Raw genomic sequence first — 23,461 nt, 5'->3', positions numbered from 1 at the left:
AGGCTACCCCGCATGTCCCGGCTCGCAACCGCAGGATGACGCTCCGCTCCACCCAAGCCGGCTCGGCCACCGTCCAGCAAGTGATCACCACACTGCAGCTGCTACTCTCCGCCGCCGCGATCAACGCCGTCCTGCCGGTACCCTAAGGCGCGGGCCGAGACCCACTTCGCGTCTCGCACCGCCGTCCCTGCCTTCATGCTCGTAGATCTCAGGTCGTGGTCAGGGACGGCGGTTGCGCCGCCCGAGGTCTCGCCCATAGCCGCTCCTCGTCGACGACCGTCAGCGCTTGGTCATAGGCGAGGCCGTAGAAATACTCCCCGTCGGTCTCATCTGGGTCGTGCCGCCGGCGCAGCGTCCGAAGCACACTCGTCTCCCAGTCGTGGGCGCTCTCGACGGGCTCCGATGCCCAGGCGTCGAAGAGTGCGTAGCCGTGCCGGCCAGCGCTCGTCCGGTGCTCTCGGAGGCGACGAGCGAAGTTGTCCGTACGTCCGATCTTCACGTATGGGTGGGCGCCCGCGAACGACAGGACGTAGAGCCGGTCCCCATACGGCCTCCGGTCTGGGTCAGCGGCATAGCCGAGTCGCCACATTGCCCAATACTCCACCAAGAGCGCTTCGCTCGACTTCCGCGCCGCCTTTCCGGAGATTAGGTTCGCCAGCAGCCGTTCGCGGGTCTCTTCCTCCGTCGACCGACCGAGTTGGTGGGGTGGGATACCGGCCTGTGCGAACGCCGCTTCGAGCTCTGTCAGGGACAGGGGTGCCATCCTGGAAGAGTGGCACAACTTCCTTCGGGGAACTAGTGTCTTGCGCTGCAAATCATGAGGGTAAGTTGCTACCCTTTTCGAGTGTCACATCCTGGGCCTTCTGCCGTGTCGATCACGTTGTCCGAGGACGAGCGTGCCGAGTTGGTGCGTCGGGCTGCGGGGTGGGACCGGAGAGTTGCCGAGCGGGCCCGGATCATTCTGGAGTGTGCTGACGGCATGTCGAATGCCGCTGTTGCAGGGCATGTTGGCGTGCAGGCCAAGACGGTGGGCAAGTGGCGTCGTAAGTTCGCGGCCGAGGGGCTGGCCGGTCTGCAGGACGCGGGCCGGATCGGGCGGCCGAAGGCCGATCTGGTTTTGAGCGATGCCGAGCGGGACCAGTTGGTGCGCTGGGCGAGGCGGGCGAAGACCGCGCAGTATCTGGCCCTGCGGGCCGGGATCGTGCTGCGGTGCGCGGAGGGTGGGACCAACAAGCAGGCCGCGATGGACCTGGGCGTCGACGAGTCGACGGTGGAGCGCTGGCGGGCCCGCTTCATCGCCAAGCGCCTCGACGGTCTGCAGGACGAGCCCCGACCTGGCCGGCCGCCGTCGATCCTGCTCAACCAGGTCGAGGACGTCATTGCCGCGACTCTGGAGTCCACGCCGGGCAACGACACCCACTGGTCGCGGACCTCCATGGCCGCTCGCACCGGGCTGTCGAAGTCGACCATCGGGCGGATCTGGAGGAAGTTCGACCTCAAGCCCCATCTGCAGGACAGCTTCAAGCTGTCCACCGACCCGCAGTTCGTGGACAAGGTCGTCGACGTCGTCGGGCTCTACCACAACCCGCCCGAGCGGGCGGTCGTGCTATGCGTCGACGAGAAGTCCCAGATCCAGGCGCTGGACCGCTCCCAGCCGGTGCTGCCGATGATGCCCGGCATGCCCGAGCGCCGCACCCACGACTACCTGCGCCACGGCATCACCAGCCTGTTCGCCGCCTTCAACATCGCCGACGGCACCGTCATCAGTGAACTCCACCGCCGTCACCGGGCGATCGAGTTCAAGAAGTTCCTGGTCACGATAGACAAGGCCGTGCCGCGAGACCTCGACGTCCACGTGGTGTGCGACAACTACGCCACCCACAACACAGCCGAGATCCGCACCTGGCTCGCGAAGCATCCTCGCTTCCGCGTCCACTTCACCCCCAGCGGCTCGTCCTGGATCAACCAGGTCGAGCGCTGGTTCGGCCTCCTCACCGACAAACTCCTCCGCCGCGGCGTCCACACCTCCGTCCAAGCCCTCGAGAACGACATCAAGGCCTGGATCTCGACCTGGAACGACAACCCCCGACCCTTCACCTGGACCAAGACCGCCGACGAGATCCTCAAATCCCTCGCCGACTACCTCACCAAAATCAACCCACCAAGCCCGACATCAGAGCAAAACTCACCCTCGTGATTTGCGGCGCAAGACACTAGGGAGTTGCCCCGTTACCGGCGCCCAAGGGCGGCCGCCAGCTGACGGCCGCCCTTCAACGCTACGCAGAACAGCCGCCGAAGCCGCCTCACCCTCTCGGAGCAGCTTCGGCCTCGGTGACAGACCGCCAGGCTAGCTCAGGAGTCCCCGCTCCAATGCCCGCTGCCGGACCTTGATCAGAGGCTCGAGCCCGTGCTCGGTCCGCACCTGCCATCGGCGCCAACCGTTGCAAGACGGGATGTTCAACGCAATCTGCCCGGCAGTGGACAGCGAGTCGTAAATGGCCCCGTTCTCCAGTTGCACCCGCCCGTCCTCCAACAGCACGGCGCGCTGAGCTTCCCGTCGCCCCGTCGTGGTGATCTCGATGCCAGGCCGGAGCAGACCCACCTTGATCAGCTGAGCGGGCGTGATGCCGTAGTGCGCTCGCGTCGACGCGGTTCGCTTCGCCGATTGCCCAGTCGGCACGGTGAAGCCCAGGCCCGCAGGGTCCCATACCAGCTCGCACAGCCGGCGGTACAGGCGCTGCCGCTCCTTGATCGCCGCAGGGGGAAAGGAGTCGCCGTAGGGCTTCGCGAGCTTCGCCAGGTCGTGAGCGGCGATGAAGCGCCGCAGGCGAGGGTTCCTCTCGTGGGCCTTCGGGTGCAGAAGGGCGGCCAGCAGGTTCTGCCGCTGGTAGTACTCAACCTTCTTCTCGTAGACCGTGTCCTGGTAGCTGGCATTGTCTGACTTGGGCAGCAGGAGGAGGGCGCCGAGCTGGTCCCGCTGGTTTCGGAACTGCTCCTCGCTTCCAGCCTCCTTGTGCCGGTCGTAGTGGTTCTCCCAGATGTGCTCGATCTCGTGCGGGCGGGTGCCCTCGAGGCCGAGGTACTCAGCGGTGCGGTCGGGGTTGTCGTTCTCGCCCTCAACGAACGCGGTCATCCGCGCCAGGAGATAGCGCACCTGCTTGCGGTTGTCACTGCGGAGCTTGAAGGTGTTGATGCCCAAGAAGTCGTGGCCGAGCTCCGCCGCTTCCTGGCCGAAGAGCTTCGAGAGGTCCTCGACCGTCGCGGCCTCGCGGACGAAGGGGACCAGCCGCATGATTTCCGGGAACAGCTCGACGCTCTGGATCGGAGCGCTGTTCGCCATCCGGCGGGCCAGGAGCAGGTCCAGGAACCGGGCCACCAGCTGTGCCTTGGCGATGAAGGTCGCGTCATCGTCGTCGGGCCGCATGACCGCGGTGAGCAGCGTGAGCTGTCCGGTGAGGCCGTTGTCGGCGTTGTAGCGGACCGTCTCCAGTCCCGGGATTCGCTCGGTCGTCGCCCGCTGGATCAGCGCGTACCTGCTGGCGAACGGTACGAGGATGTCGGTTATGAACCACCGGAACTTGTCGGGGCGGATCATCCCGAGGAGCCCGGCGTGTTCGCGGACCCACTCGTGGAAGGATCCGTCGATCTTCTCCCTGTCAGGGGTGTCGGGACCGACGTAGAGCGCCAGGAGAAGGGTCTTGATGAAGTCGCTCGGATGAGCGCCGGCGTTCGTCAGGCCGGTCAGCATGCCCCGCCAGGCGTCATTGAGCTCGGCGTGCTTCTGGCCGGCGTGGGAGAGCAGGAAGCCTTTGAGGAGGTCGAGGGGCGTGAGCCGCGCGCCTCGGTCGTTCATCGTCTCGAAGATCTCCCAGCCGTTGTCCCGGTCGTGAGCGCGGATGTCAACGAGGCAGACACGGTTGAGCAACCAGTCGACGAAGTAGGGCAGGGGCTCGCCGCGGAGGGTTGCCGGGAAGTCCTCGGCAAGGTCGGATCCTCGTGCCCAGAGGTTCTTCACCGACAGTGAGGCGTCTTCGGGCACCGTGAATTCCGTCCGGCCCCTCAGCAGCGCTTCCATGCAGTCGTTGCGCTCCGGAACGTCCAGGGTGAACGCCCGCGTGCCGTACTGCCGCGATCGGATGAGCTGGTCGAGGTCTCGGGCATCGTCCTCCAGCTCTTCGTCCACGCTGAGGAGTGCGCGCAGGTGGGTGAGCAGAAGGAGCAGTGACGTGAACCGCTGCTGGCCGTCGACGAGGTACGTCCGATCACTCTCGTAGGTGACGATGGATCCGAGGAAGTACGGCCGGTAGAAGGCCACATCACGGCGTTCGTGTCCTGACTTCCACTGGCTGAGGAAGCGCTCAGCCAGGTCGCCGAGCAGTTCCTGCATGTTCCGGCGGGTCCAGGTGTACTCCCTCTGGTAGTACTCCAGACCGTACCGGGCGTTCTTGAAGAGCTGCTTGACCGTCTGGCCCCGTCCGTCAACCAGCTGCGCGTCCCCGCCGTCGTGCACGTTCCCTCCCCTGCTTGGCAGTTGGTACAGGGTAGGAACGATATTCCAGGCCTATGACAGCCGCGGCGGTTCCACGAAAATCGACGAACCGTCACACGGCTACGCCTTCGCTGATCATCATTTCGATCTGGCGACGTGAGCGGTTCTCCTCCTCGCGTGCCTGTCGCTTGGCCACTTGAGCTTGCAGCTGCGCGTCAGCCCACAGAGCCGCGATCTTCCTCTGCTCTGCCACACCCGGAACGGGGATGGACAGCTCTCGAACGTCTGTGCTGTTGATGGTGGCCAGGTTCGTCGTCTGCTTGGCCCTCTGGCGAAAATGCAGACGAGACGGGGCGGTCTGCATGTACGCGAGGAGATATTCCGGCAGCAGTTCGTCTGATTCCATGCGCACACGCAGCACGTGGTTCTGGTGCACACACTTCTCGATTTCACCGGACCAAATCGCCGGACGCCCGACGAGATCCGCACTGTTCCCTTCGCACAGCAGCACGTCACCCGGCTTCAAGAGGAATAGGTCAAGCTGAGCCGGGGGTACCTCGATCGTCTTCATCTCATCGAGATCGAGGTACCCGTTCTGCACGTTGGCCACCCGGAGATACGGGTGAGCATGCTTCCCTGGGCGGTTTGTCGGGCTCTTCTGCAGCCCGTAGCTGACAACGGCAAGATCGCCCAATGGTCGAACGGGATAGTCGCTGACGAGTTCACGCGCGACGCCCCGGACGCCAGCAACGGCGGAGGACACTGACCAGCGGTCCAGCCGGACGCTCTGCGCGACGAACGGGAACTTTATGGGGGCAATATGGGTGGACACCAGGCCGAGGAAATCCGAGATCTCCTGGACCGCGTCAGCGAGCACTGACGTCTCGACGGTGCGCAGATGCTGAATGCGGTCCTGCGCCTCGAGCTCAGCCCGCACGATCCGGTGCTGCTCCTCCAGCGGTGGCACCGGAATGGTGAGGCTTTCAAAGAGTTCAGGCGACACCCTTTTTCGTCCGCTGTGGCCGACGACGAGGGCCTGAACCTGGCTTCGGAACACCGCCGTGCGGCAGAGGATGCGCATGTATGCCGACAGCACTTCGCCGACCGCGCTCATGTCGAAGATAGGGTACTCGGGGCTGAACGCCAGCTTCCCGAACTCCTCGGGAACGACTCCGATCGCCCCGTTCCGGACGTCGATCTTGCTGAAGACAACATCGCCGGGGTGGGCTACGAAGGTTCGCCCCTTGATGGAGGCCTCGGCAGGGCGCAGCGAGATCTTGCCGTCAAAGTGAATGCTGCCGAGGCGCAGGACACTGCTACTGGCCTCGGTGCGGCGGACAGCGACATCACCGATCGCCCTGAGTTCCGCGGCCGGCCGATGCCACGACAGCGCCAGCATCTGCTTGACGTCCCACCGGTCCAGCGCGCGGGACTGCGCCACCCGCACTGTGATCGTCACAGCGCCAGCTCCTGCTCGGACTCGACAGCAAGCCTTGCCTCGACCTCCAGCTGGTAGGCCACTGGATCAGCCTGGAACCTGCGGTACTCCGCCTCGACAAGCGGCAGGTCGTTCGCAACGTTCTCGCCGGTCTCTCCGGTCCCGGTGATGCCCGCTGACTCGACTTCAGCCATGAAGACCGGGTAGCTGAACCGCTCGCGCACCATGCTCCGGACGAGAGCGGCCTTCTTCTCATCCAGTTCGGCCGCAGCCTTCGCGTACTCACGGGTCAGCTCCCGAGCACGGGCCTTGTCGTCCGACGTGATGGCGGCGCGCAGCGCCCGCTTGAGGGCAGCAAGCTCAGATGGCTTCGCCTCGCCCGAGGCTTCGGCGGCGGTGATTTGATCAACTAGATCTGCAAGATCATCACGATCATAGGTGTCAATTCGGTGGCGAAGCTCATCCAACTTCTCGCGTTCAGCGATCAGAATCTCATCCGCTTCCTTGCCAGCCTGCTCGCGAAGAGCCTCAAGCTGCGCCACTTCGTCCTCTGTGAAACGCTGAAGGAAGACGATCGAGGTCTTGACCGTGGCCTTTGAGCTGGCGAAGACTTCCTGAGGAACAGATACGACAGCAAGAATCCTGGCGCGCCCTTCCGCGTATTCACGGAGCCACCCCATGGATGGATTGTTCAGGATTCCATCAGGAAGGACGATACCCATCCGACCGCCAGGCTTGAGCAGCCTGATGCAGCGCTCAACAAAAAGCGTCTCTGTATTTCGAGAGCTCCGCGCCTTGGCCTTTCCAAGCGGACCGCCGATCGGATCGCGCCCGATGTCGAAGAGCTCTATGATGGGCCGACGATTCTTGTCCGCGTCCCACATTCGACGCTGAGAAGCCTCCCACACATCGCCGAACTTCTTCTTGTAGTCGTCGATCAGATCAGGGTCGGTGAGCGCACTCGTCTGTTCGGTCGCTCCGACGACCTGATCCTTGGTGACGGTGGCCCCGAATGGTGGGTTGCTGAGAACGACGTCGAACGACTCCTCAAATACATCGTGAATGTCAAGAAGACCGTCATGGTGATAAATTCCGCTGTGCCCGTCACCATGCATGATCATGTTCATCTTGCTGGTGCGCGCCGCGCGAGGTTCAGCGTCAATTCCTCGAATGCATTCCTTGGCGGCCAGGTGCAGCCGCCCGGTCGAATTCTGAATGTCGAGGTCCTTGTTGAGGAGCTCATACGCCTCGTTGATCTTCTCGAGGAGGATCTCCTCGGTCCAACCGGCCGCCCTGCCCTGTTGCTCCAACTCCGCACGCCGGGCGTCCTTCTGGGCCTGGATGTCGTTCTCGATACCTGCCCGCACGTAGTCCAGAGCTGTGATGAGGAACCCGCCTGTGCCGGCGGCCGGATCGCAAACCCGCTCGCCTTCCTTCGGGTCCAACATCCTGACCATGAAGTTGACCATCGGTCGAGGCGTGAAGTACTGGCCCAGGTCGCCGCGGAACGTGTCCCCAAGGAATCGCTCGAAGGCGAGGCCCTTCACATCCTCGCCAGTGTCCGACAGATTGAACTTCTCAAGCTTCGACACGATTCGTTCAAACGTCGCGGGAGAAACGTTCAGGTCATCCCTTTTCCCAAAGAGACGATCATGCTTATAGAACTCCTTGGTGCCATCGAAAAGCTTCTGCAGGAGCCTTTCCTTGCTGTCCACGAGAAGCGAGTGCTCAATCTGACGAAGAGCTTCCGTACTGAAAACTTCGATTCGCCCCATGCGCTCATAGGCCATCTTGATGAAGAGGATCTTTGAGATCTCATCGAACGCTGCGCCAGGGTCCATCTTGTGATTATCCCGCAAGATGCAGTGGCACTCGAAAAGAAGTCGCTGGAATTCATCCCGCGTGAACGCCTTGGTGGAGTGCTTAATCTCCTCGATGCGCTTGCTGCTCGCCAGGTCCTTGAACTTAGGGACCTCTGCGATCTCGACGCTTCTGCCGGGCAGGCCCGCGATAAGGTGAAAATATGAGGTCGTCTTGCTGTTGTGAAGGACGAGGAAATCGACTCCAACCGACCGCGCATAGCTCTCGCCCTGCTCGTAGTCGGCCTGACGAATCGGAACGTTCTCGGCCTTCACCTCGACCACCATCACGTAGTCGCGGTTTTCGCGCAGTGCTTCGGGCGATTTGGCTACCACGATGTCCGCGCGGACAGACCTCCTACCGGCCTTAGTCCTACGCTCCTGGTCCATCTGCTCGAGTGCGTAACCCCACTTGGTATTCATCCTGTGAATGAACCGCTGCCGCACCAGTTCCTCGGGCTTCGCCAGCAGCCAGTCCCGGCGCAGCGGGGCCCACACCCAGTTGCCGGAGAGGTGCAGCGGCTCATCCCCGTCCCTGTAGTGGCTCGAGGGGGCGCCCTTCGGCTTGCTTGCCGTACCGCTTGCCTTGGACATACTGCTCCTCTTCGCCAGACCCACAGTCCGCTCGCGCCTGCCCTCTGGCGCGTGCATGAGCTGCCCAGCGAGCCGTATGAGATGCGGCTGACAACCGATCGTCGGCCGGCGAGTGCTGTGGGCAGGACCAGCGGACAGCCTACGACAGCCTAGGCTCTCGACGTGCCTTCCCGAAGGAGGAGCAACACCAACGGGTGCCGAGAAGTCCCACACAAGGTGTCGCTTCCTCCCCTGAGCTCGCTGTGCGCCATGCCTCACTCCTTGACTGCGTCCGGCCCTGCGGCGGAGAGCCATCGACCGAGGCGGCGCTGCCGGTGCGAAGGAGGCTTCGAAGAGGCACAGCACCCATGCCTCTTCCATGCCATCAGTCGCCGATGCGCTCCTCGGTCTGCTTCACCACTTTGCGGACTGGACGGATTCGAAGGGGGATCACATCGGCCAGGCGCAAGCCCAATACAGCCCCGGTATCCCGAGAGCGGATGACCCGATACTGAGAAGGGCTGAGCCGCCAAGCGTCCCATTCCTCCGCATCATGGCCAGCACGCTCCTCGTCGGCCTTGGCAGATGACCACGTTCCGGCAACCCCTGGCAGCGATTCCGGCGGATTGAGCGTCGCCGACGTTGAGCGGTAACGCTTCATCTGGCCATTCAGCATGGGACACGCCCGAGCAGAGTAGCTCGAACATTCAGGATGGAGAGCTGGCTCAGCCAGGAATCCGATCTGAATATCACGCGGCCGAACGAGATATACAATCCGACCTCCAAGCCTCTCCCCACATATCTGGCAGAGGCGGTTCACGATCGCATCACGGCGGCGCGCGTTATCTACGGCTCCCATCGCTGCCCGATCCACCGTCTGAGGCGTTACCCACGGCACCGCAAGCCCGCCGATTTTAAGAAGCTGAGCACACCGGATTGGCACAGGGAGAAAAGTCATGAACGCACCGTCCTGCCGACCAGCAGCAGTAGCCAGGTCCGGCAACCTCTGTCGCCGCACTCACGAGAGCCCCGCCGCTCCTTATGGATTGATAGAACGAGCCTCTGAGGAATACGGCACTATAGGCAACAGGCGATTCCGGGCGGCTGCCAAACTGACGGCCGCCCGATGAGCTGCTCGCCCGCAACACAGATCTTCCTCGGTCGCGGGTACAGTCAGGGCTGTTTCAAGGTCCCGATGAGCGCGTGAGTCGGCAGGTCACGGTGGGGTGAGGAGTACGGGGCGGCCCGTCACGTACGCAACGAAGCTCCGGTTGAACGGGGTGACCTTGCCAAGTCGCCTCGTACCGCCGGAGCTTCGATGTGCCGCCAGTCTGCCACCGTCTGCCTGATCAAGTCGCCCGCTCTGGAGGGCGTGACGGGATTGCCGCTGGTGGAACGTTTGCGGTTGCTGCCCGATCCGCGTCGGCGTCGAGGGGTGCGTCACCCGTTCGTGGCGGTGCTGCTGGTCGCCACCTCGGCGGTGGTCGCCGGGGCACGCTCGTACGCGGCCATCGGCCAGTGGTCCGCGAACGCACCGCAGCACGCCCTGGCCCGCCTCGGCGCCCGGGTCGTGGGCGCGGCGGGCGTACGGGTCGCACCGAGTACCGCCTCCATCCGACGGATCGTCAACCTGGTCTGCCCCGGCGGCCTGGCCGACCTGACCGGCCGATCCCGCAGGATCGGACTCGGTGGCTGTGGACGGCAAGGCCACACGTGGCTCCCGGCACGGCACCTCGCCCGCCGCCCACCTGCTAGCCGCGATGACCGGGGACGGCCGCACTGTCACCCAGCTGCGGATTCCCGGCAAGACCAACGAAATCACCTGCTTCGCCGCGCTGTTGGAGCCCTTCGACCTCGCCGGGGTCACCGTCACGGCCGACGCCCTGCACACCCAGCGTGCCCACGCGCGCTTCCTCGTCGAAGAGAAGAAGGCCCACTACCTGCTGGTGGTCAAGGCCAACCAGCCCGAACTCCACCGCCGGCTGCGGTCGTTGCCGTGGAAGAACGTCACCGCACGCCGCTACGACCGCGAGATCGGCCACGGCCGTAGGGAGACCCGCGCGACCAGGGCCCTCACCGTCACCGATCTCGGCCTGGACTTCCCCCACGCCGCCCAGGCAGTTCGCATCCTGCGCCACCGCACCGACCTCATGACCGGCAGGTGCAGCCGCCAGACCGTCTACGCGATCACCGACCCGACCTCACAGGAAGCCTCGCCCCAGCGCCTCGGCAGCTCGCCAGATCGCAGTGGACCATCGAGAACCGGCTCCACTTCGTCCGCGACACCACCTTCGCCGAGGATGCCTCGAAGATCCGTACCGGCCACGGCCCGGAGCACATGGCCACCCTGCGCAGCCTCGCGATCAACACCCTCCGCGCCGCCAGGCACCGCAACATCGCCGTCGGCCTTCGCCAAGCCTCCTACGCGCCATTCAACCGCCCGCTCGACCTGCTGGGCCTCGCCTGACCAGCACACCTACAAGATCGCCAGACTTTGCAACATCCCTAGCTCGCCGGGGAGCGGTCGGTACTGAACTTGATTGGGTGATGTCGGAGCCGTTCGCCTGACGGTGGCCGGTCCGTTCCGGTAGCCCAGGATCGTGAGATACGCACAGGGCGGCGGGCTGACCGACGCTGGGAGAGCTGCGCGGGAGCGAGTTCGGCTGCAGGCTGTGGAACGCTTCGAGGGCGGACAGGGGAACAGGGAGATCGCCGCCGCGCTGCGGGTCAGTGAGCGGTCGGTGGAGCGGTGGCGCGCCCAATGGCGCGAACGCGGTGAAGCGGGGGTCCTGTCGAAGGGATCGCCTGGGCGCCCCCGGCTCAGCGCCGCGCAGATCGCCAGGCTGGAAAGGGAGTCGGATCGGGGACCGTTGGTCTACGGCTGGGCCGACCAGCGGTGGACGCTGGCCCGGGTGAAGACGCTGATCGGCCGGCTGTTCCACGTGAGCTACACGGTGGAGGGCACCTGGCAGTTGCTGAAGCGACACGGCTGGTCCTGGCAGCAGCCCGCCCGGCGGGCGATCGAGCGCAACGACGCGGCGGCCGAGGCCTGGAGGAAGGAGACCTGGCCGCTGGTAAGACAACCGCGGCGGCGTGCAACGGCTGGATCGTCTTCGAGTTGCGCCGTGAGGCGCTGTGATTCGTGTGGAGGTGAGAGACCTTCACCGCTGACCTGTCGTAGCAGGGAGGTGGAGCTGAGGGCAGCCTGATCCGGGTGATGCCGGGGAGGGCGGGAGCGGCCCTGACAAAGCCGGGACGTGCCAGTACTGCCAGATGGTGCGGGTCCGGCGAGCGGGATGGAGAGGAGTACGCGAGGAACCGGCGTCTTTACGTCTCTTAACGATTACACCGGCTCGAACCTGGCGGATCTGGGCCGGAAGCGGTGCGCACTCGTCGCCTGGTGGTGGTGGGGAACTCCTTGGCCGGTATTTCGAAGCCGTTCGGGAGGCCCCGAGGAAGGTCTACGGCGTACTCGTGGCGATGCCGCAGGGACACAGTCGGGCTCCTACTCCAACGAGCGAATCACAGTGAACACGGGAACCATCCGGTCTCAACTCCCCTGTCGTGCACGGCCAGTGCCCGGCTGGGGATAGGCGCATCGACCGCCGAACGGTCCGGGTGGGGCGGAGCCGCCGTAGTACTCCGAGCCGAGGAGAGCCCGCGCACATGGGGAAGGGCGGCAGCGGTATCGAGAGGGGAAGGAGACTGCAATGCCGAAAGACGCACCGCTGAACAGCGGCGCTCCGTTGGAGGCGGACCCTATGGGTCCGCGCCAGCGGGTATCGGAGATGCAGGCCAAGCTTCACCGTTGGGCGGCGGCCGATGCCGGCCGCCGGTTCGATGATCTGTTCAACCTCGTGCACGACCCGGCGACGCTGATCGCGGCATTCGACCGGGTCGCTGGCAACCGGGGAGCCCGCACTGCTGGCGTGGACGGCCTGACAGCCGCCGACGTCGAGGAACGGTTCGGGGTCCCCGGATTCCTGGACGACCTACGGGCTCAGCTCAGACAGGGCTCGTTCCGTCCGCTCCCGGTTCGGGAGCGCAAGATTCCCAAGCCGGGCGGGTCGGGGAAGGTTCGGCGGTTGGGGATTCCCACGGTCGCCGACCGGGTCGTCCAGGCCGCGCTGAAGCTGGTGCTGGAGCCGATTTTCGAGGCCGACTTCAAGCCGGTCTCCTACGGCTTCCGGCCCAAGCGGCGTGCTCAGGACGCGATTGCCGAGATCCACTTCTATGGCACCTGCGGCTATCGCTGGGTGCTGGACGCGGACATCGCGGCGTGCTTCGACGAGGTCGACCACGTCGCGCTGATGGACCGGGTCCGGAAGCGGTCAAGGACAAGCGGGTGCTGGCGCTGGTGAAGGCGTTCCTGAAGTCCGGTCTCCTTACGGAGCTCGGCGAACAGCAGGAGACCTTCAGTGGCACGCCGCAAGGGGGCATCCTGTCCCCGCTGCTGGCCAATATTGCCCTGTCGGTGCTCGATGAGCACCTGCACCGGGCATGGGAGAGCGGCGGGGAGTTGTCCACCAGTTCCTGGCGCTGGCGGCGTCGGGCCAAGGGCCTGCCCTCGTGGCGACTGGTGCGCTACGCGGACGACTTCGTCGTCCTGGTCCACGGGACCAGGCAGGACACCGAGGCACTGCGCGAGGAGATCGCCCAGGTCATCGCGCCGATGGGGTTGCGGCTCTCGGAAGCCAAGACCCAACTGGTGCACCTGAGCGAGGGGTTCGACTTCCTGGGGTTCCACATCCAGTGGCGCCGCAAACGCGGAACGGACAAGTGGTACGTCTACACCTTCATCGCCGACCGGCCCGTCCAGTCGGTGAAGGCGAAGATCCGCACCCTCACCCACAGAACATCGCAGCAGGACCTGGCCGTGGTGCTGACCAATCTGAACAGGGTCACCCACGGATGGGCCAACTACTTCAGGCATGCCGTTGCGAAGCGCACCTTCAGCAAGCTGGACAACCTCGTCTGGTGGCGAGTGATCCGAATGCTGCAAGAGCGGCATCACTGGAACTGGTCGGACGTCCGCAGACGGCTCACCACCCCCACCGGGCGGTGGCTGCCGATCAGCGCGGGCGAGATCGAGTTGCGGAAGACCAGCGCGATCCCGGTCACCCGGTATCGCTACCGCGGCAACACGATTCCCAACCCCTGGACCAGCACGACAACCTGACGGCAGAGACCGTGGAGAGCCCGTTGCGTCGAGAGGCGCACGGCGGGTTCGGCGAGAGGTCCGGGGAAACGGGCCGGGAGCAATCCCGGCACCGCGCCCCGGGCCTACTCAGCGACGAAGCCGGCCAGTCGATGACGCCGCCGCGCGCGAGAACCTGGGGACGCAAGGGCCGCACGCCGGTGGCGAGGGTGCGCGGCCGAGGATCAGGCCGGGTGTCCATGACCGGGCTGACCTGCTACAAGCCGGGCAAGCGGTCCCGGATGTTCTACTCGGTCCGCGAGTACCGGGGCCGCAAAGGCGAGCCGAAGGGCATCGGCTGGCGCGACCTGCTGGTCAGAGCACACATCCAGCTCGGCCGCCCGATCGTGCTCATGTGGGACAACCTGCGCATGCACCTGGTCGAACCGATACGCCAGTTCATCGCCGACCACGCGGCCTGGCTCATTGTCTTCCAACTTCCGAGCTACTCACCGGACTTGAACCCGTAAGAGGGGATCTGGTCGCTGGTCAAGCGCGACATCGGCAACCTCGCCGCAGCCGACCTCGGCCAGATCACCCGTGCCATCAAACGCAGACTCAAGCAGAGCCAGTACCGCCGGGACCTGGTCGACGGCTGCTTGACCGGCACCGGCCTGACCCTCGACGGCTGATCGACATCACGAATTCAAGTTCAGTAAAGACCGTGCGCAAGGCCCCGGACCAGCGCGGACTCTAGGTCCAGCCCAAGCGTTGGGCCGTGGAGTGCACCTTCTCGTGGATCACCGTTCATCGCAGCCTCGCGCGAGACTACGAGCAACAGACCGCCCGCTCCGACACCATGATCCGCCGTCCCACCCGAGGCGACCCGGCCCGGCGAGCAGGGCCAAGTGCCAGTGTCAGAGCTGTGCCTTACCTTGCACCTCGGTAGCTGGCACCACATTCGACCAAGACATTACTAGCTTGGATGCTTGAATTAATTTCATATTTTGGAGCGAGAATGCCCGAGGCTCTTCGGTTGATCTTTCTCAAGTGTGTCGCAGAAGGGGAAGGATGGGAGTGTGATCGCGAGGTTAAATACCACGCTAAAATGCTATGCGGTGCGCATTATCAGCAGGCCAATTCTGGCAAGGTGCTCGTCGCCGCTCGACCTCGGTCTTATCCAAATTCTATTTGCGCGGCGCGGAATTCTCATGAGCTTGCCGGCGAGGGATATGGGGAATGGGAGTGCCTGAGCCCCCGAAAGTCCCGAGAGTGGTGCGCCGCGCATTATGGGCAACTGAGGGGGACGAATCGTATCGGATATCTTCGTCCGATCAGAAAATATAAAGACTATCGCTCTGATGGATCGAAGAAGAGGTGCATTTCTTGCGAATTGGTCAAGCCGAACTCTGAATACTATAAGCATGACAAATCCGCCGACGGCCTCAAGCGTGACTGTGCCCGTTGCAACTGGACTTACAACTTGAAGCGGAGATTCAATATCACGCCACAGCAATATGCGGATATTCTCGCATTTCAGAATGCGGGGTGTGCTATCTGTGGGCGAGATTCCAGTGCGGATGGCAAGCGTCTGGCAATTGACCACTTTCATGGATGCTGCCAGGTAAATGGCGGCAGCTGCGGAAAGTGCATTCGCGGGCTTCTGTGCACCAGCTGCAATACCATGCTTGGCAAATACGAGACGCTGCCTTCTAGATTTCAAGATTCATTGCACCTGAACTCTTATATTTCCAATCCGCCCGCACGTCAACTTAATCAGGTCGCATCTGAGAGGGCGTTTCGTCCCGTTGTTTCGTCCTGAATTGTCTGACTGGTGGTGGTTCAGGGGTCGCGCCAGGTTGGTGTGGCTTCGTGGGTGAGCCAGCGGGTCATGAGGTTGATCATCGCGAGGTGGATCATGGCTTCGGAGCGGTGTGGGTGTGCTTCGTAGTCGCGGGCGAGGCGGCGGTGGTTCATGAGCCAGCCGAGTGTTCTCTCGACGGTCCAGCGCCGGGGCAGGACGGTGAATCCCGTGGTGGTGGGGTCACGGCGGACGATGTGCATGTCGATGCCGAGGGTGGCGGCGTGTTCGACGAGGTGCTGGCGGTAGCCGCCGTCGACCCAGGTCTTGCGGACGCTGGGGTGGTCGGCGGCGACCCGCTCGATCAGAGTTTGGCCGGCGATGGAGTCCTGCACGCTCGCGGCGGTGACCAGCACTCCCAGGAGCAGGCCGATGGTGTCGATGACGATGCTGCGCTTGCGTCCGACGATCTTCTTGCCGGCATCGATGCCCTGCCCGGTGGCGGGAACGTTCACCGAGGTCTTGATGCTCTGCGAGTCGATGACGCAGGCGCTCGGTTCCTCCTGGCGGCCCTCCTGGCGGCGGACTTGACGCCTGAGCAGGCTGTTGAGTTGGTCGAAGACGCCTTCGGCCTGCCAACGGGCGAAGTAGGCGTAGACGGTGTTCCAGTGCGGGTAGTCGTGGGGCAGGTAGCGCCAGGGGATGCCGGTGCGGTTCACATACAGGACCGCGTCAAGCAGGCTCCGCAGATCGTGGTCCGGTGGTCGTCCGATGTCCAGGCCCCGGCCGCGGCGCTCGGCCCGCCACGCGGCCAGAACCGGCTCGACCAGGGCCCAGCGGGCATCGGAGAGATCACTTGGGTAGCGGCGGCGTTCAGGCACGATGACGAACTACCCGCCCGGGCCGGGCGCGCTTACCGGCGCGCGAAGCACACCACACACAACCGGCGCCTTGGGATGAAACAGGAGGACGACGGGCAAGACCACGGCCTCGTCATCTCTCCAGCATCGCCAACCCCTTGAGTATCAGCAGTCACATCGAACCCGAAGAGCAAATCACCCGAAATCCTATTAGAAGCGGTGTAAACACCCTCTGAGATCTCACGGGTTGGTGCGTGAAAGCGATCGCGTGCCTGGTCGCCGGGTCGGCTCGCCTCGGATGGGTCGGCGGATCATGATGGCGATCATCGTCCAGCGGATCATGGTCTCGTAGCGGACGAGCTGCTGCTCGTAGTTACGGGATAGACGCCGGCACGCGGTGATCTACGAGAAGGTGCGCTCCAAGGCCCAACCCTTGGGCTGGACCTGGAATCCGCGTTGGTTCGGGGCCGTGCGCACGATCTCCAGCTCGCGGCCGAGGATTACGCGGGCCCACCCCACGAGGAAGTCGGCGAAGCCCTGATCGGCCCAGATCGGGTGGTGATGAGGATCTGCGCAAATCCCCACGCCCGTCGTCGGTGATCGGTGGCGGGGCGTCAGCCGTCAAACTGGTCCCACCACGGGGCAGGCCCTTACCGGGATCACGCCGGCCAGGCCCTCGGGGCCGGATGTGTGCGCGTGCGGATTCGGCACCATGACCGGCGGGTGAGCTGGCCGCCGCTACTCGGACTCGGACAGGCCGTACGCTGCGAAGTACGAACGCCAGTCAGCAATAGCCCCTCGCGCCATCTCTAGGGCGTCCGTGGTGCCCGAAGTTCCGTCGGGCTTGTCCCACGTGATCGTCCAGGACACCCGGACACCGTCGGGGATGCTCACAGGGGACACTGCCGCGGTCGTGTATCCCGGATCGCGGCCGTAGTGTTTGTGCGTGTTGTGGATGTTGCATGCGAGGTGAATCGCGGTGCTCTCCGCGGCGAACTTGTTCACGCCGTTCTGGGCCTTCTGGGGGACGGCGGGGTCCCTCCTAAGCCACTCCTTGAGGATGTAGCACTCCGCGCAAAACGCGTCGACGACCTCTCGTGGATCAAGCGGGCGCTCTCCGATGCCGTCAGCGAGTCGTTCCATCGCGGCAAGGTCGTCGAGGAGCCTGCCCCACTGCTCACGCCATGACCGCTCAAGGAGGTACTCGATCTCCAGGCCCGCCTTCTCGACCGCCGTCACGGTATCCGGCTCCGGGGTCACCAGGTACTTGCGGTTGGTGTCGCCGCACTCCGGGCACGGCTCGCTGGGCGGCACGCCGGTCAGGTCGTGGCCGCGATCATGGCACACCGCCGGCCACTGCGGTACGTCGTCCGTTCCATCGGCCATGCTCTCCTCCTCCGTGGGCGCTCTTCCGAGCGTATGAGCGACTTCGGGAAAGCGCCGAGTGGGAGGAACCAACCCAGGGACCAACCGGCGTGCTACTCGCTGCCGAGGCCCCGCAGGTCGGCGAGTCCCACAGTCGCGGAGTTGAGCAGCGAGCCCGCGCGATTCTGCTGGCGGGTCTCCCGATGGCCCCCGAGGGGTTGCGCTTCGACGCTCCGTCGGCCCGGCCGGATGAGGACATCGTGACCGGCACTGCCGAGCTTCCTCGTGAACCCGGCGAAGACGCCCCGGTCGCCGGGGCGGGGGACAGCTAGCGGAGCCCTCGGCGTAGCCACGTTCAGTGAGGAATCGGACTGGGATTGGACGCACGTGGACTGGCCTGTAGGTGGGTGGAAAGGGGGTCTGCGGGGGCGAATCGGGGGCGTTATCCCCGCTCTATCCCCGCAGTGGGACATATCGGGCACATTTCAGGGCCAGCAGCGGGCACGGATGAAGCGTCAGAAATGCAAAGACCCAGGTCAGTTGGGGTCTGACCTGGGTCTCGGTGCAGTGGGCCGCCAGGGGCTCGAACCCTGAACCTACGGATTAAAAGTCCGCAGCTCTGCCAATTGAGCTAGCGGCCCGCGGCAGGCGTGGACCGGGTGGGACAGTGCCTGCCGGGGTGATCCTACCTGGTGCTCGGTGGGGGATGACCAGTGGATTGCCGGGCGGGTCGCGCGGGTGCGGGGCCGCAGGTGGCGGGGGGTCAGGCCGGGGGGAGGTGGGCGGCTCGGACGCGGTGGAGCCAGGCTTCGGCGGGGCGTTCGTCGGGGGCGGCGGGGAGGACGCCGGGGCGGTCGAAGCGGGTCTCGGCGTCGGCGAGGAGGGTGACGGCCTCCTCGGGGCGGTCGGCGTAGCGCTCGCCGAGGGCGCGGACCCGCTCGGGGTCGGGGAGCCGGATCTCCAGTCGGCCGGTCTCGTGCAGGGTGACGCCCTGGCGGACCAGGCGGACCAGGTGCCGGGCGTGCTTGGCGGCCCTGGTGCGGCCGGCCGGGTCGGTGCGGTCGCGGGCGGTGAGCTTGCGGAACTGCTGGTCGGCGTAGCCCAGGTAGGCGCGCCGGACCGCCGGGCCGGACAGGAAGGACTCCCGCAGGCCGATCAGCTCCTCGCCGAGCGGCGTCCGGACCTCGTACAACTCGTCCGGGAGCCAGGCCAGTTCGGTGGCGGTCGGGTTGCCGTTGAGGGCCAGCCGGCACCACTTGGCGGCCTCGTGCAGGGTGCGGTCGGGGCGGGTGGTGACGTGCGACTCGGCGGGGCGGTGCAGGCCGTGGAAGGAGACGGTGGGCGCGGCGAACAGGCCGAGCCGGTCGAGGTCGGAGCCGGCGTGCGCCAAGCCGTACGCGGTGGAGCCGACGATGCCGGAGAGCAGGACGTTCACGGGCGGACGCCTCCTCGGCGGTCGCGGACGGGTGCGGGTGCGGTGCGGACGGGGAAGGTGCGGGCAGGAGTGGCAGTGTGTCCCGGGCCGGGCCGTTCGCGCGAGCGATTTCCGGCCGGGAGGCAGGGCCCGGGAGGCGGGGCCCGGGAGGCGGTGCCCGGCGTACCGGCCGACTCGGGCCCGGGTTACCGGTCGTGGGGCGGACCCGCGCCGATACTGGGCGCATGGCGAACGGCGAGGTCCCCGCGGCGAAGCTGCGTGCCTGGTGGGCGCACCGGCAGTGGCTGGACGGCGGGCGGCACCGCGGGGCGTCCGCGGCGCAGGTGCTGGCGGCGACGGGGTGGGCCCGGACGGGGGGCGGGTCGGCGCCGTACCTCGGACTGTTCGCCCGGGCGGGGCTGCGGCGGGCGGAGGTGGACGCGGCGCTGGCCGCGCTGGAGGTGCAGGAGCTGCCGGCCGCCCGGGGCCGGTCGTACCTGCTGCCGGCCGAGGACTTCGCGCTGGGCCTGGCCGCGGGCGCGGGCGCGACGGAGACGGAGTTGGGCGCGGCGGTGCGGCAGCTCGGGGTGACCCGGGACGAGATCGAGCAGCTCTGTCTGACGCTCGCCCAACTGCTGTCCCCCACCGTGCCGTTGACCTCGGCCGAGCTGTACGTGCAGGCCGGCCCGGCGGTGCGCCCGCTGGGGGACGCGGGCCGTCGGCGCGGGGTGGCGAGCACCCTGCCGCTGGCGCTGGGGCTGCTGCGCTCGCGCGGCCTGGCCCGCCGGGTGCCGGTCGACGGCCGGCTGGACCACCAGCGGCACGGGTACCTGGGCTGGGACCGGCCGGTGCACGGCGAGGCCGCCGACCTGGCCCGGCGGTACTTCGCCTGGGCGGCCCCGGCCTCGGTGCGGCAGTTCCGCCGGTTCTCCGGGTTCGGCGCCGCGACCGCGAAGGCCGCACTGGCCCCGCTGGAACTGGTCGCGCTGCCCGGCACCGAACTGCTGCTGCCGTCCGAACTGGCCGGTGAGTTCGCGGAGTTCACCGTTCCGTCCGAACCCGCGTACGCCCTGCTGGCGGCCACCGACGGCCTGCACCTGCTGCGCCGCGACCTGTCCCGGCTGGTCGACCCGCGGGACGCGGACCGGCCCGTCCCGGCGTCCCGGACCGGGCGGGTCCTGGGCGCGGAGGCCGACCCGCCGACCCACCTGGTGGTGGACCGCGGCCGGATCGTCGGCTTCTGGGAGTACGACCCCGAACGTCGGGAGCTGGTGCACGAGTTGTTCGTGCCGATGGACGCCGCCCTGCGGGCCGCGCTCGAAGCCGCCGAGTCCTTCGTCCGCGAGGACCTCGGCGACGCCCGGGCCGCGGGCCCGGACTCGCCGCGGAGCCGGGCACCGAAGCTGGCCGCGCTGCGCGCCGCGCCCCGAAAGGAGTGAACTACCGCTCCGGGTCCGGCATTTCGCGCGGCAGGTAGCCGTAGCCGACCGAGTTCGGGACGCCCGCCCGCAGGCCGTCCAGCAGCAGCTTCGGCGGAGTGACGTACACGGTGGTGTAGTGGTGCTCGCCGAGCGCCGGATCGTTGGCCCAGGCGGGCCGCTCCTCGGCGGGGGTGGTGGCGAAGTGCCCGTCGGCGCCGTTCCGGTTGCCCCGGCCGTCCAGCCGCACCCACCACGAACTACCGGGAAGCAGAACGCCGTTGAGCCCGTGCAGGACCTCCAGCTTCTGGTAGCACAGGCCCGCCGGGATGCCGTTGGCGCGCAGCAGCGCGGCCAGCAGGTGCGACTTGCCGTGGCAGATCGCGTTCCCGGCCGCGAGCACGTCGGAGGCCCGGTAGGCGGCCGACCAATGGCCCACGTCCGCCGAGTGGTCGATCCGGTCGCGGACGTACGCGAACGCCGCCTCGGCGGTCCGCACCGGGTCCGGCTGCCGCAGCTCGGCGGCGAGCGCGACGATCGCGGGGTGGTCGTGGTCGACGACCTCGTCGGCGGCCAGGTACGCGGCCGGGTCGGGCAGTTCGGCCAGCAGCGGGCCGTGGGGGGAGACGGAGAGATCCATGGCAGTGATGCTCGGCCGCCGACCGCACGGCCCGCAAAGGGATTTCACCCGATGGGCTACGGTCGGGACCACACGCATCGTGGACGGACAGACGGAACAGCGGGACAGCTGACCAGCTGACCAGCGGGACAGCGGACGGGCGGAGGAGCGGCGGCATGGCGCAGGACGAGGTGCTGGTGGTCACCGGCGGCGGTCGCGGCATCGGGGCGGCCACCGCGCTGCTCGCCGCCGGGCGCGGCTACCGGGTGTGCGTCAACTACCGCAGCGACCGGGAGTCGGCGGACGCCGTGGTGGAGCGGATCAGGTCCGCCGGCGGCACCGCGATCGCCGTCCGGGCGGACGTCTCGCACACCGCCGGGGTGGACGGGCTCTTCGAGGCGGTCGACCGCGAACTCGGCACCCTCACCGCGCTGGTGAACAACGCGGGCACGCTGGAGAAGCAGTGCCGGCTGGACGAGCTCGACGAGGACCGGCTGAACCGGATCTGGGCCGCCAACATCACCGGCCCGTTCCTGTGCGCGGGCGCGGCGGTGCGCCGGATGTCCACCCGGTACGGCGGCCGGGGCGGGGCGATCGTCAACGTCGGCTCGGCGGCGTCCCGGCTCGGCTCGCCCCACGAGTACGTCGACTACGCGGCGTCCAAGGGCGCGCTGGACTCGATGACCACCGGCCTGGCCCTGGAGGTCGCGGCCGAGGGCATCCGGGTCAACGCCGTCCGCCCGGGCCTGATCCACACCGGCATCCACGCCCTCGGCGGCGAGCCCGGCCGGGTCGACCGGATCGGCCCCCACCTGCCGATGGGGCGCGGCGGTCAGCCCGAGGAGATCGCCGAGACCATCCTGTACCTGCTCTCCCCCGCCGCCTCGTACGTCACCGGCGCCTTCCTGGACGCGGCCGGCGGACGCTGACCCCGGCGCGACACCGACCCCGGCGGGGCACCGGCGCGGCACCGACCGCCGCCGACCGATCCGCGCGCTCGGTACCGGTTCGGTGAACGGCCCGGCCCGGCGTCCGTCCCTGCCCCTACCGTGGAACGCATGACCGAGACCGAGATCGCCGCCGCTCCGTTCCTCGACATCCCCGACGTCCCCAACCTCCGCGACGCCGGGGCCGGCGTCTACCGCCCCGGGCTGCTCTACCGCTCGGCCACCCTCAACCGCCTCACCGACGAGGGCCTGCGGCGCTTCACGGAGCTCGGCGTCCGCACCGTCCTCGACCTGCGCAGCTCCCCGGAGGTCGCGCAGTACCCCGACCGGCTGCCGGACGGCGTCGACTACCTGCACCTGCCGCTGCTGCCCGACCCGGCCACCACCGACCGGGCCTGGCCCGAGGACCAGGCCGCGCTGTACCCGTTCATGGCCGAGACCGGCGGCATCGCCGTCGCCGCCGCCGTCCGCGCCCTGGCCACCGGCGCCCCGCTGCTGGTGCACTGCGCCGTCGGCAAGGACCGCACCGGCCTGACCGTCGCCGTCCTGCAGACCCTGGCGGGCCTGCCGCTCGAAGGCGTCACCGCCGACTTCCTGCGCTCCAACCCCGGCCTGGGTCTGGACCGCGGCCCCATCCCCTACTACGACGCGGCGGGGGTGGAGCGGCTGTCCCGCCCGGTCGAGGCCGCCCACCTGCACGCCGCCCTCGACCACGCCACCACCCGCCACGGCTCCCTGGACGCCTACCTCCGCGACCACGGCGCCACCGACGCCGAGATCACCGCACTCCGCGCGATGGGCCCGGCATGACGGCGGCCGGCGTCCCGCTCACCGGGCCCGCCCTGCTGGCCCTCCTGGACACGTTGAACCGCTCCGGCCTGCGCGGCGGCGGCAGCGCCCCGCACAAGCCGCTGCTGCTGCTCTGGCTGATCGACCACCGGCTCGCCGTGTCCGGCACCACCGAGACCTCGTACGAGGAGGCCGCGGAGCCGGTCGGCCGACTGATCGCCCAGCACACCAGGACCGTGGCGACCCCGGACGGGGAACGGGCCGCGCTGCCGTTCCAACTCCTGGAGAAGGAGCTGTGGACGGTCACCGACGCGTTCTCCGAGCCGCTGCCGAAGGAGGTCGGCCACCGCCGCCTGCTCGAACTGGGCGCCCGCGGCCGCCTGCACCCGGCGGTCGAGGAACTGCTGGGCGACCGGGACGTCCGGGCCCGGGTGCGCACCCTGCTGCTCGCCAAGGTCGGCGGCAGCGGCACCGGCAGCGCCCTGGAGCAGTCCCTCCAGGAGGCCCTACCGCCCGCCGAGCCCCGGTACCGGCAGGAGTACCGGCGGGTCCGCGACAGCGGGTTCGCCCGCGCGGTCCTCCCGCTGTACGGATACGCCTGCGCCGTCTGCGGGTTCGGCGGCCTGCTCGACGGCACCCCGGTGGGCGTGCAGGCCGCCCACGTCCACGCACACGCCAGCGGCGGGCCGGACGTGGTGCAGAACGGGATCGCCCTGTGCGGCCTGCACCACGCGCTGTTCGACTACGGGGTG

Annotated in this window: 19 protein-coding genes, 1 tRNA gene and 3 pseudogenes; 13 read left to right on the top strand and 10 right to left on the bottom strand. The window is 67.1% G+C overall.

Features of this window, described 5'->3' with window-relative positions; all coding sequences use genetic code 11:
* Positions 1 to 208 precede the first annotated feature (208 nt).
* Positions 209 to 763 (bottom strand): GIY-YIG nuclease family protein, encoded by a 555-nt coding sequence (locus tag HUT16_RS19470; protein WP_176189404.1) that lies wholly within the window; start codon positions 761 to 763, stop codon positions 209 to 211.
* 105 nt (positions 764 to 868) lie between these two features.
* On the opposite strand from HUT16_RS19470, the gene HUT16_RS19465 reads away from it, so the two are divergent.
* Positions 869 to 2,197 (top strand): IS630 family transposase, encoded by a 1,329-nt coding sequence (locus tag HUT16_RS19465; protein ID WP_217712086.1) that lies wholly within the window; start codon positions 869 to 871, stop codon positions 2,195 to 2,197.
* 150 nt (positions 2,198 to 2,347) lie between these two features.
* On the opposite strand, the gene HUT16_RS19460 is transcribed toward HUT16_RS19465, so the two are convergent.
* The 4 genes from HUT16_RS19460 to HUT16_RS19445 all read right to left on the bottom strand — a co-directional run bounded on the left by HUT16_RS19460 (position 2,348) and on the right by HUT16_RS19445 (position 9,020).
* Positions 2,348 to 4,510: a DUF262 domain-containing protein gene (locus tag HUT16_RS19460; protein WP_176189403.1), complete on the bottom strand. Its 2,163-nt coding sequence runs from the start codon at positions 4,508 to 4,510 to the stop codon at positions 2,348 to 2,350.
* Positions 4,511 to 4,601: 91 nt separating this feature from the next.
* On the bottom strand, positions 4,602 to 5,948 hold the full coding sequence (locus tag HUT16_RS19455; RefSeq protein WP_176189402.1) for a restriction endonuclease subunit S: 1,347 nt from the start codon (positions 5,946 to 5,948) through the stop codon (positions 4,602 to 4,604).
* Positions 5,945 to 8,380, bottom strand: a complete 2,436-nt coding sequence (locus HUT16_RS19450) for an N-6 DNA methylase (protein WP_176189401.1) — start codon at positions 8,378 to 8,380, stop codon at positions 5,945 to 5,947. The genes HUT16_RS19455 and HUT16_RS19450 overlap by 4 nt, the downstream gene beginning before the upstream one ends.
* Before the next feature lie 364 nt (positions 8,381 to 8,744).
* Complete coding sequence (locus tag HUT16_RS19445) at positions 8,745 to 9,020, bottom strand: hypothetical protein (RefSeq protein WP_176189400.1); 276 nt, start codon at positions 9,018 to 9,020, stop codon at positions 8,745 to 8,747.
* Between the two features lie 657 nt (positions 9,021 to 9,677).
* Between HUT16_RS19445 and HUT16_RS39800 the strand changes: the two are divergent.
* The 8 genes and pseudogenes from HUT16_RS39800 to HUT16_RS39780 form a co-directional block, all read left to right on the top strand.
* Positions 9,678 to 9,953 (top strand): annotated as a pseudogene (locus HUT16_RS39800) (transposase family protein); the annotation flags it as partial.
* 94 nt (positions 9,954 to 10,047) lie between these two features.
* Positions 10,048 to 10,893: an ISAs1 family transposase gene (locus tag HUT16_RS19435; RefSeq protein WP_176189399.1), complete on the top strand. Its 846-nt coding sequence runs from the start codon at positions 10,048 to 10,050 to the stop codon at positions 10,891 to 10,893.
* A gap of 66 nt (positions 10,894 to 10,959) precedes the next feature.
* A complete protein-coding gene (locus HUT16_RS19430) occupies positions 10,960 to 11,568 on the top strand; it encodes a winged helix-turn-helix domain-containing protein (RefSeq protein WP_254897882.1) in 609 nt (202 codons plus the stop codon).
* Positions 11,569 to 12,069: 501 nt separating this feature from the next.
* On the top strand, positions 12,070 to 12,720 hold the full coding sequence (locus tag HUT16_RS39795) for a reverse transcriptase domain-containing protein (RefSeq protein WP_368662700.1): 651 nt from the start codon (positions 12,070 to 12,072) through the stop codon (positions 12,718 to 12,720).
* Positions 12,705 to 13,538, top strand: a complete 834-nt coding sequence (locus HUT16_RS39790; protein WP_368662699.1) for a group II intron maturase-specific domain-containing protein — start codon at positions 12,705 to 12,707, stop codon at positions 13,536 to 13,538. Before HUT16_RS39795 ends, HUT16_RS39790 begins: the two co-directional genes overlap by 16 nt.
* Positions 13,421 to 14,026 carry a transposase gene (locus HUT16_RS39785; protein ID WP_368662698.1) on the top strand — a complete coding sequence of 202 codons (606 nt, stop codon included), beginning with the start codon at positions 13,421 to 13,423 and terminating at the stop codon, positions 14,024 to 14,026. Before HUT16_RS39790 ends, HUT16_RS39785 begins: the two co-directional genes overlap by 118 nt.
* A 179-nt stretch (positions 14,027 to 14,205) precedes the next feature.
* Positions 14,206 to 14,322 (top strand): annotated as a pseudogene (locus tag HUT16_RS38305) (IS5/IS1182 family transposase); the annotation flags it as partial.
* 159 nt (positions 14,323 to 14,481) lie between these two features.
* Positions 14,482 to 15,318 carry an endonuclease domain-containing protein gene (locus tag HUT16_RS39780; protein WP_368662697.1) on the top strand — a complete coding sequence of 279 codons (837 nt, stop codon included), beginning with the start codon at positions 14,482 to 14,484 and terminating at the stop codon, positions 15,316 to 15,318.
* Between the two features lie 20 nt (positions 15,319 to 15,338).
* Here the strand turns inward: HUT16_RS39780 and HUT16_RS19410 are convergent, their stop codons facing one another.
* From HUT16_RS19410 to HUT16_RS19395, 4 genes are all read right to left on the bottom strand, one after another.
* On the bottom strand, positions 15,339 to 16,178 hold the full coding sequence (locus HUT16_RS19410; RefSeq protein WP_176189397.1) for an IS5 family transposase: 840 nt from the start codon (positions 16,176 to 16,178) through the stop codon (positions 15,339 to 15,341).
* A gap of 717 nt (positions 16,179 to 16,895) precedes the next feature.
* On the bottom strand, positions 16,896 to 17,543 hold the full coding sequence (locus HUT16_RS19405) for a hypothetical protein (protein WP_176189396.1): 648 nt from the start codon (positions 17,541 to 17,543) through the stop codon (positions 16,896 to 16,898).
* 547 nt (positions 17,544 to 18,090) lie between these two features.
* Positions 18,091 to 18,163: transfer RNA gene (locus HUT16_RS19400), tRNA-Lys, on the bottom strand.
* A gap of 122 nt (positions 18,164 to 18,285) precedes the next feature.
* Positions 18,286 to 18,957 (bottom strand): nucleotidyltransferase domain-containing protein, encoded by a 672-nt coding sequence (locus HUT16_RS19395; RefSeq protein ID WP_176189395.1) that lies wholly within the window; start codon positions 18,955 to 18,957, stop codon positions 18,286 to 18,288.
* A gap of 224 nt (positions 18,958 to 19,181) precedes the next feature.
* Here HUT16_RS19395 and HUT16_RS19390 point away from each other — a divergent pair, with 224 nt between their 5' ends.
* Positions 19,182 to 20,375, top strand: a complete 1,194-nt coding sequence (locus HUT16_RS19390; protein WP_176189394.1) for a crosslink repair DNA glycosylase YcaQ family protein — start codon at positions 19,182 to 19,184, stop codon at positions 20,373 to 20,375.
* A gap of 1 nt (position 20,376) precedes the next feature.
* Here HUT16_RS19390 and HUT16_RS19385 read toward each other — a convergent pair whose 3' ends face one another.
* The gene (locus HUT16_RS19385) at positions 20,377 to 20,994 is read right to left on the bottom strand and encodes a transglutaminase family protein (RefSeq protein WP_176189393.1); all 618 of its coding nucleotides are present in this window, start codon (positions 20,992 to 20,994) and stop codon (positions 20,377 to 20,379) included.
* Between the two features lie 155 nt (positions 20,995 to 21,149).
* On the opposite strand from HUT16_RS19385, the gene HUT16_RS19380 reads away from it, so the two are divergent.
* From HUT16_RS19380 to HUT16_RS38300, 3 genes and pseudogenes are all read left to right on the top strand, one after another.
* Entirely contained in the window at positions 21,150 to 21,902 is a 753-nt protein-coding gene (locus tag HUT16_RS19380; RefSeq protein WP_176189392.1) for an SDR family oxidoreductase, read from the top strand.
* Between the two features lie 129 nt (positions 21,903 to 22,031).
* Positions 22,032 to 22,730: a tyrosine-protein phosphatase gene (locus HUT16_RS19375; RefSeq protein WP_176189391.1), complete on the top strand. Its 699-nt coding sequence runs from the start codon at positions 22,032 to 22,034 to the stop codon at positions 22,728 to 22,730.
* Positions 22,727 to 23,455: pseudogene (locus HUT16_RS38300) on the top strand (HNH endonuclease); the annotation flags it as partial. The gene HUT16_RS19375 and the pseudogene HUT16_RS38300, both read left to right, overlap by 4 nt.
* Between the last annotated feature and the right edge of the window lie 6 nt (positions 23,456 to 23,461).

This window comes from Kitasatospora sp. NA04385, from assembly GCF_013364235.1.
Lineage (GTDB): Bacteria > Actinomycetota > Actinomycetes > Streptomycetales > Streptomycetaceae > Kitasatospora.
The sequence above is the reverse complement of the archived record's forward strand: the minus strand, read 5'-3'. Positions and strand labels throughout refer to the sequence as shown.

What these genes read in the sequence shown, in the direction of transcription:
- HUT16_RS19470 (WP_176189404.1), bottom strand. Translation starts at nt 763, where the DNA reads ATGGCACCCCTGTCCCTGACAGAGCTCGAAGCGGCGTTCGCACAGGCC.
- HUT16_RS19450 (WP_176189401.1), bottom strand. Translation starts at nt 8,380, where the DNA reads ATGTCCAAGGCAAGCGGTACGGCAAGCAAGCCGAAGGGCGCCCCCTCG.
- HUT16_RS19445 (WP_176189400.1), bottom strand. Translation starts at nt 9,020, where the DNA reads ATGAAGCGTTACCGCTCAACGTCGGCGACGCTCAATCCGCCGGAATCG.
- HUT16_RS39795 (WP_368662700.1), top strand. Translation starts at nt 12,070, where the DNA reads ATGCCGAAAGACGCACCGCTGAACAGCGGCGCTCCGTTGGAGGCGGAC.
- HUT16_RS39780 (WP_368662697.1), top strand. Translation starts at nt 14,482, where the DNA reads ATGCTTGAATTAATTTCATATTTTGGAGCGAGAATGCCCGAGGCTCTT.
- HUT16_RS19405 (WP_176189396.1), bottom strand. Translation starts at nt 17,543, where the DNA reads ATGGCCGATGGAACGGACGACGTACCGCAGTGGCCGGCGGTGTGCCAT.
- HUT16_RS19390 (WP_176189394.1), top strand. Translation starts at nt 19,182, where the DNA reads ATGGCGAACGGCGAGGTCCCCGCGGCGAAGCTGCGTGCCTGGTGGGCG.
- HUT16_RS19385 (WP_176189393.1), bottom strand. Translation starts at nt 20,994, where the DNA reads ATGGATCTCTCCGTCTCCCCCCACGGCCCGCTGCTGGCCGAACTGCCC.
- HUT16_RS19380 (WP_176189392.1), top strand. Translation starts at nt 21,150, where the DNA reads ATGGCGCAGGACGAGGTGCTGGTGGTCACCGGCGGCGGTCGCGGCATC.
- HUT16_RS19375 (WP_176189391.1), top strand. Translation starts at nt 22,032, where the DNA reads ATGACCGAGACCGAGATCGCCGCCGCTCCGTTCCTCGACATCCCCGAC.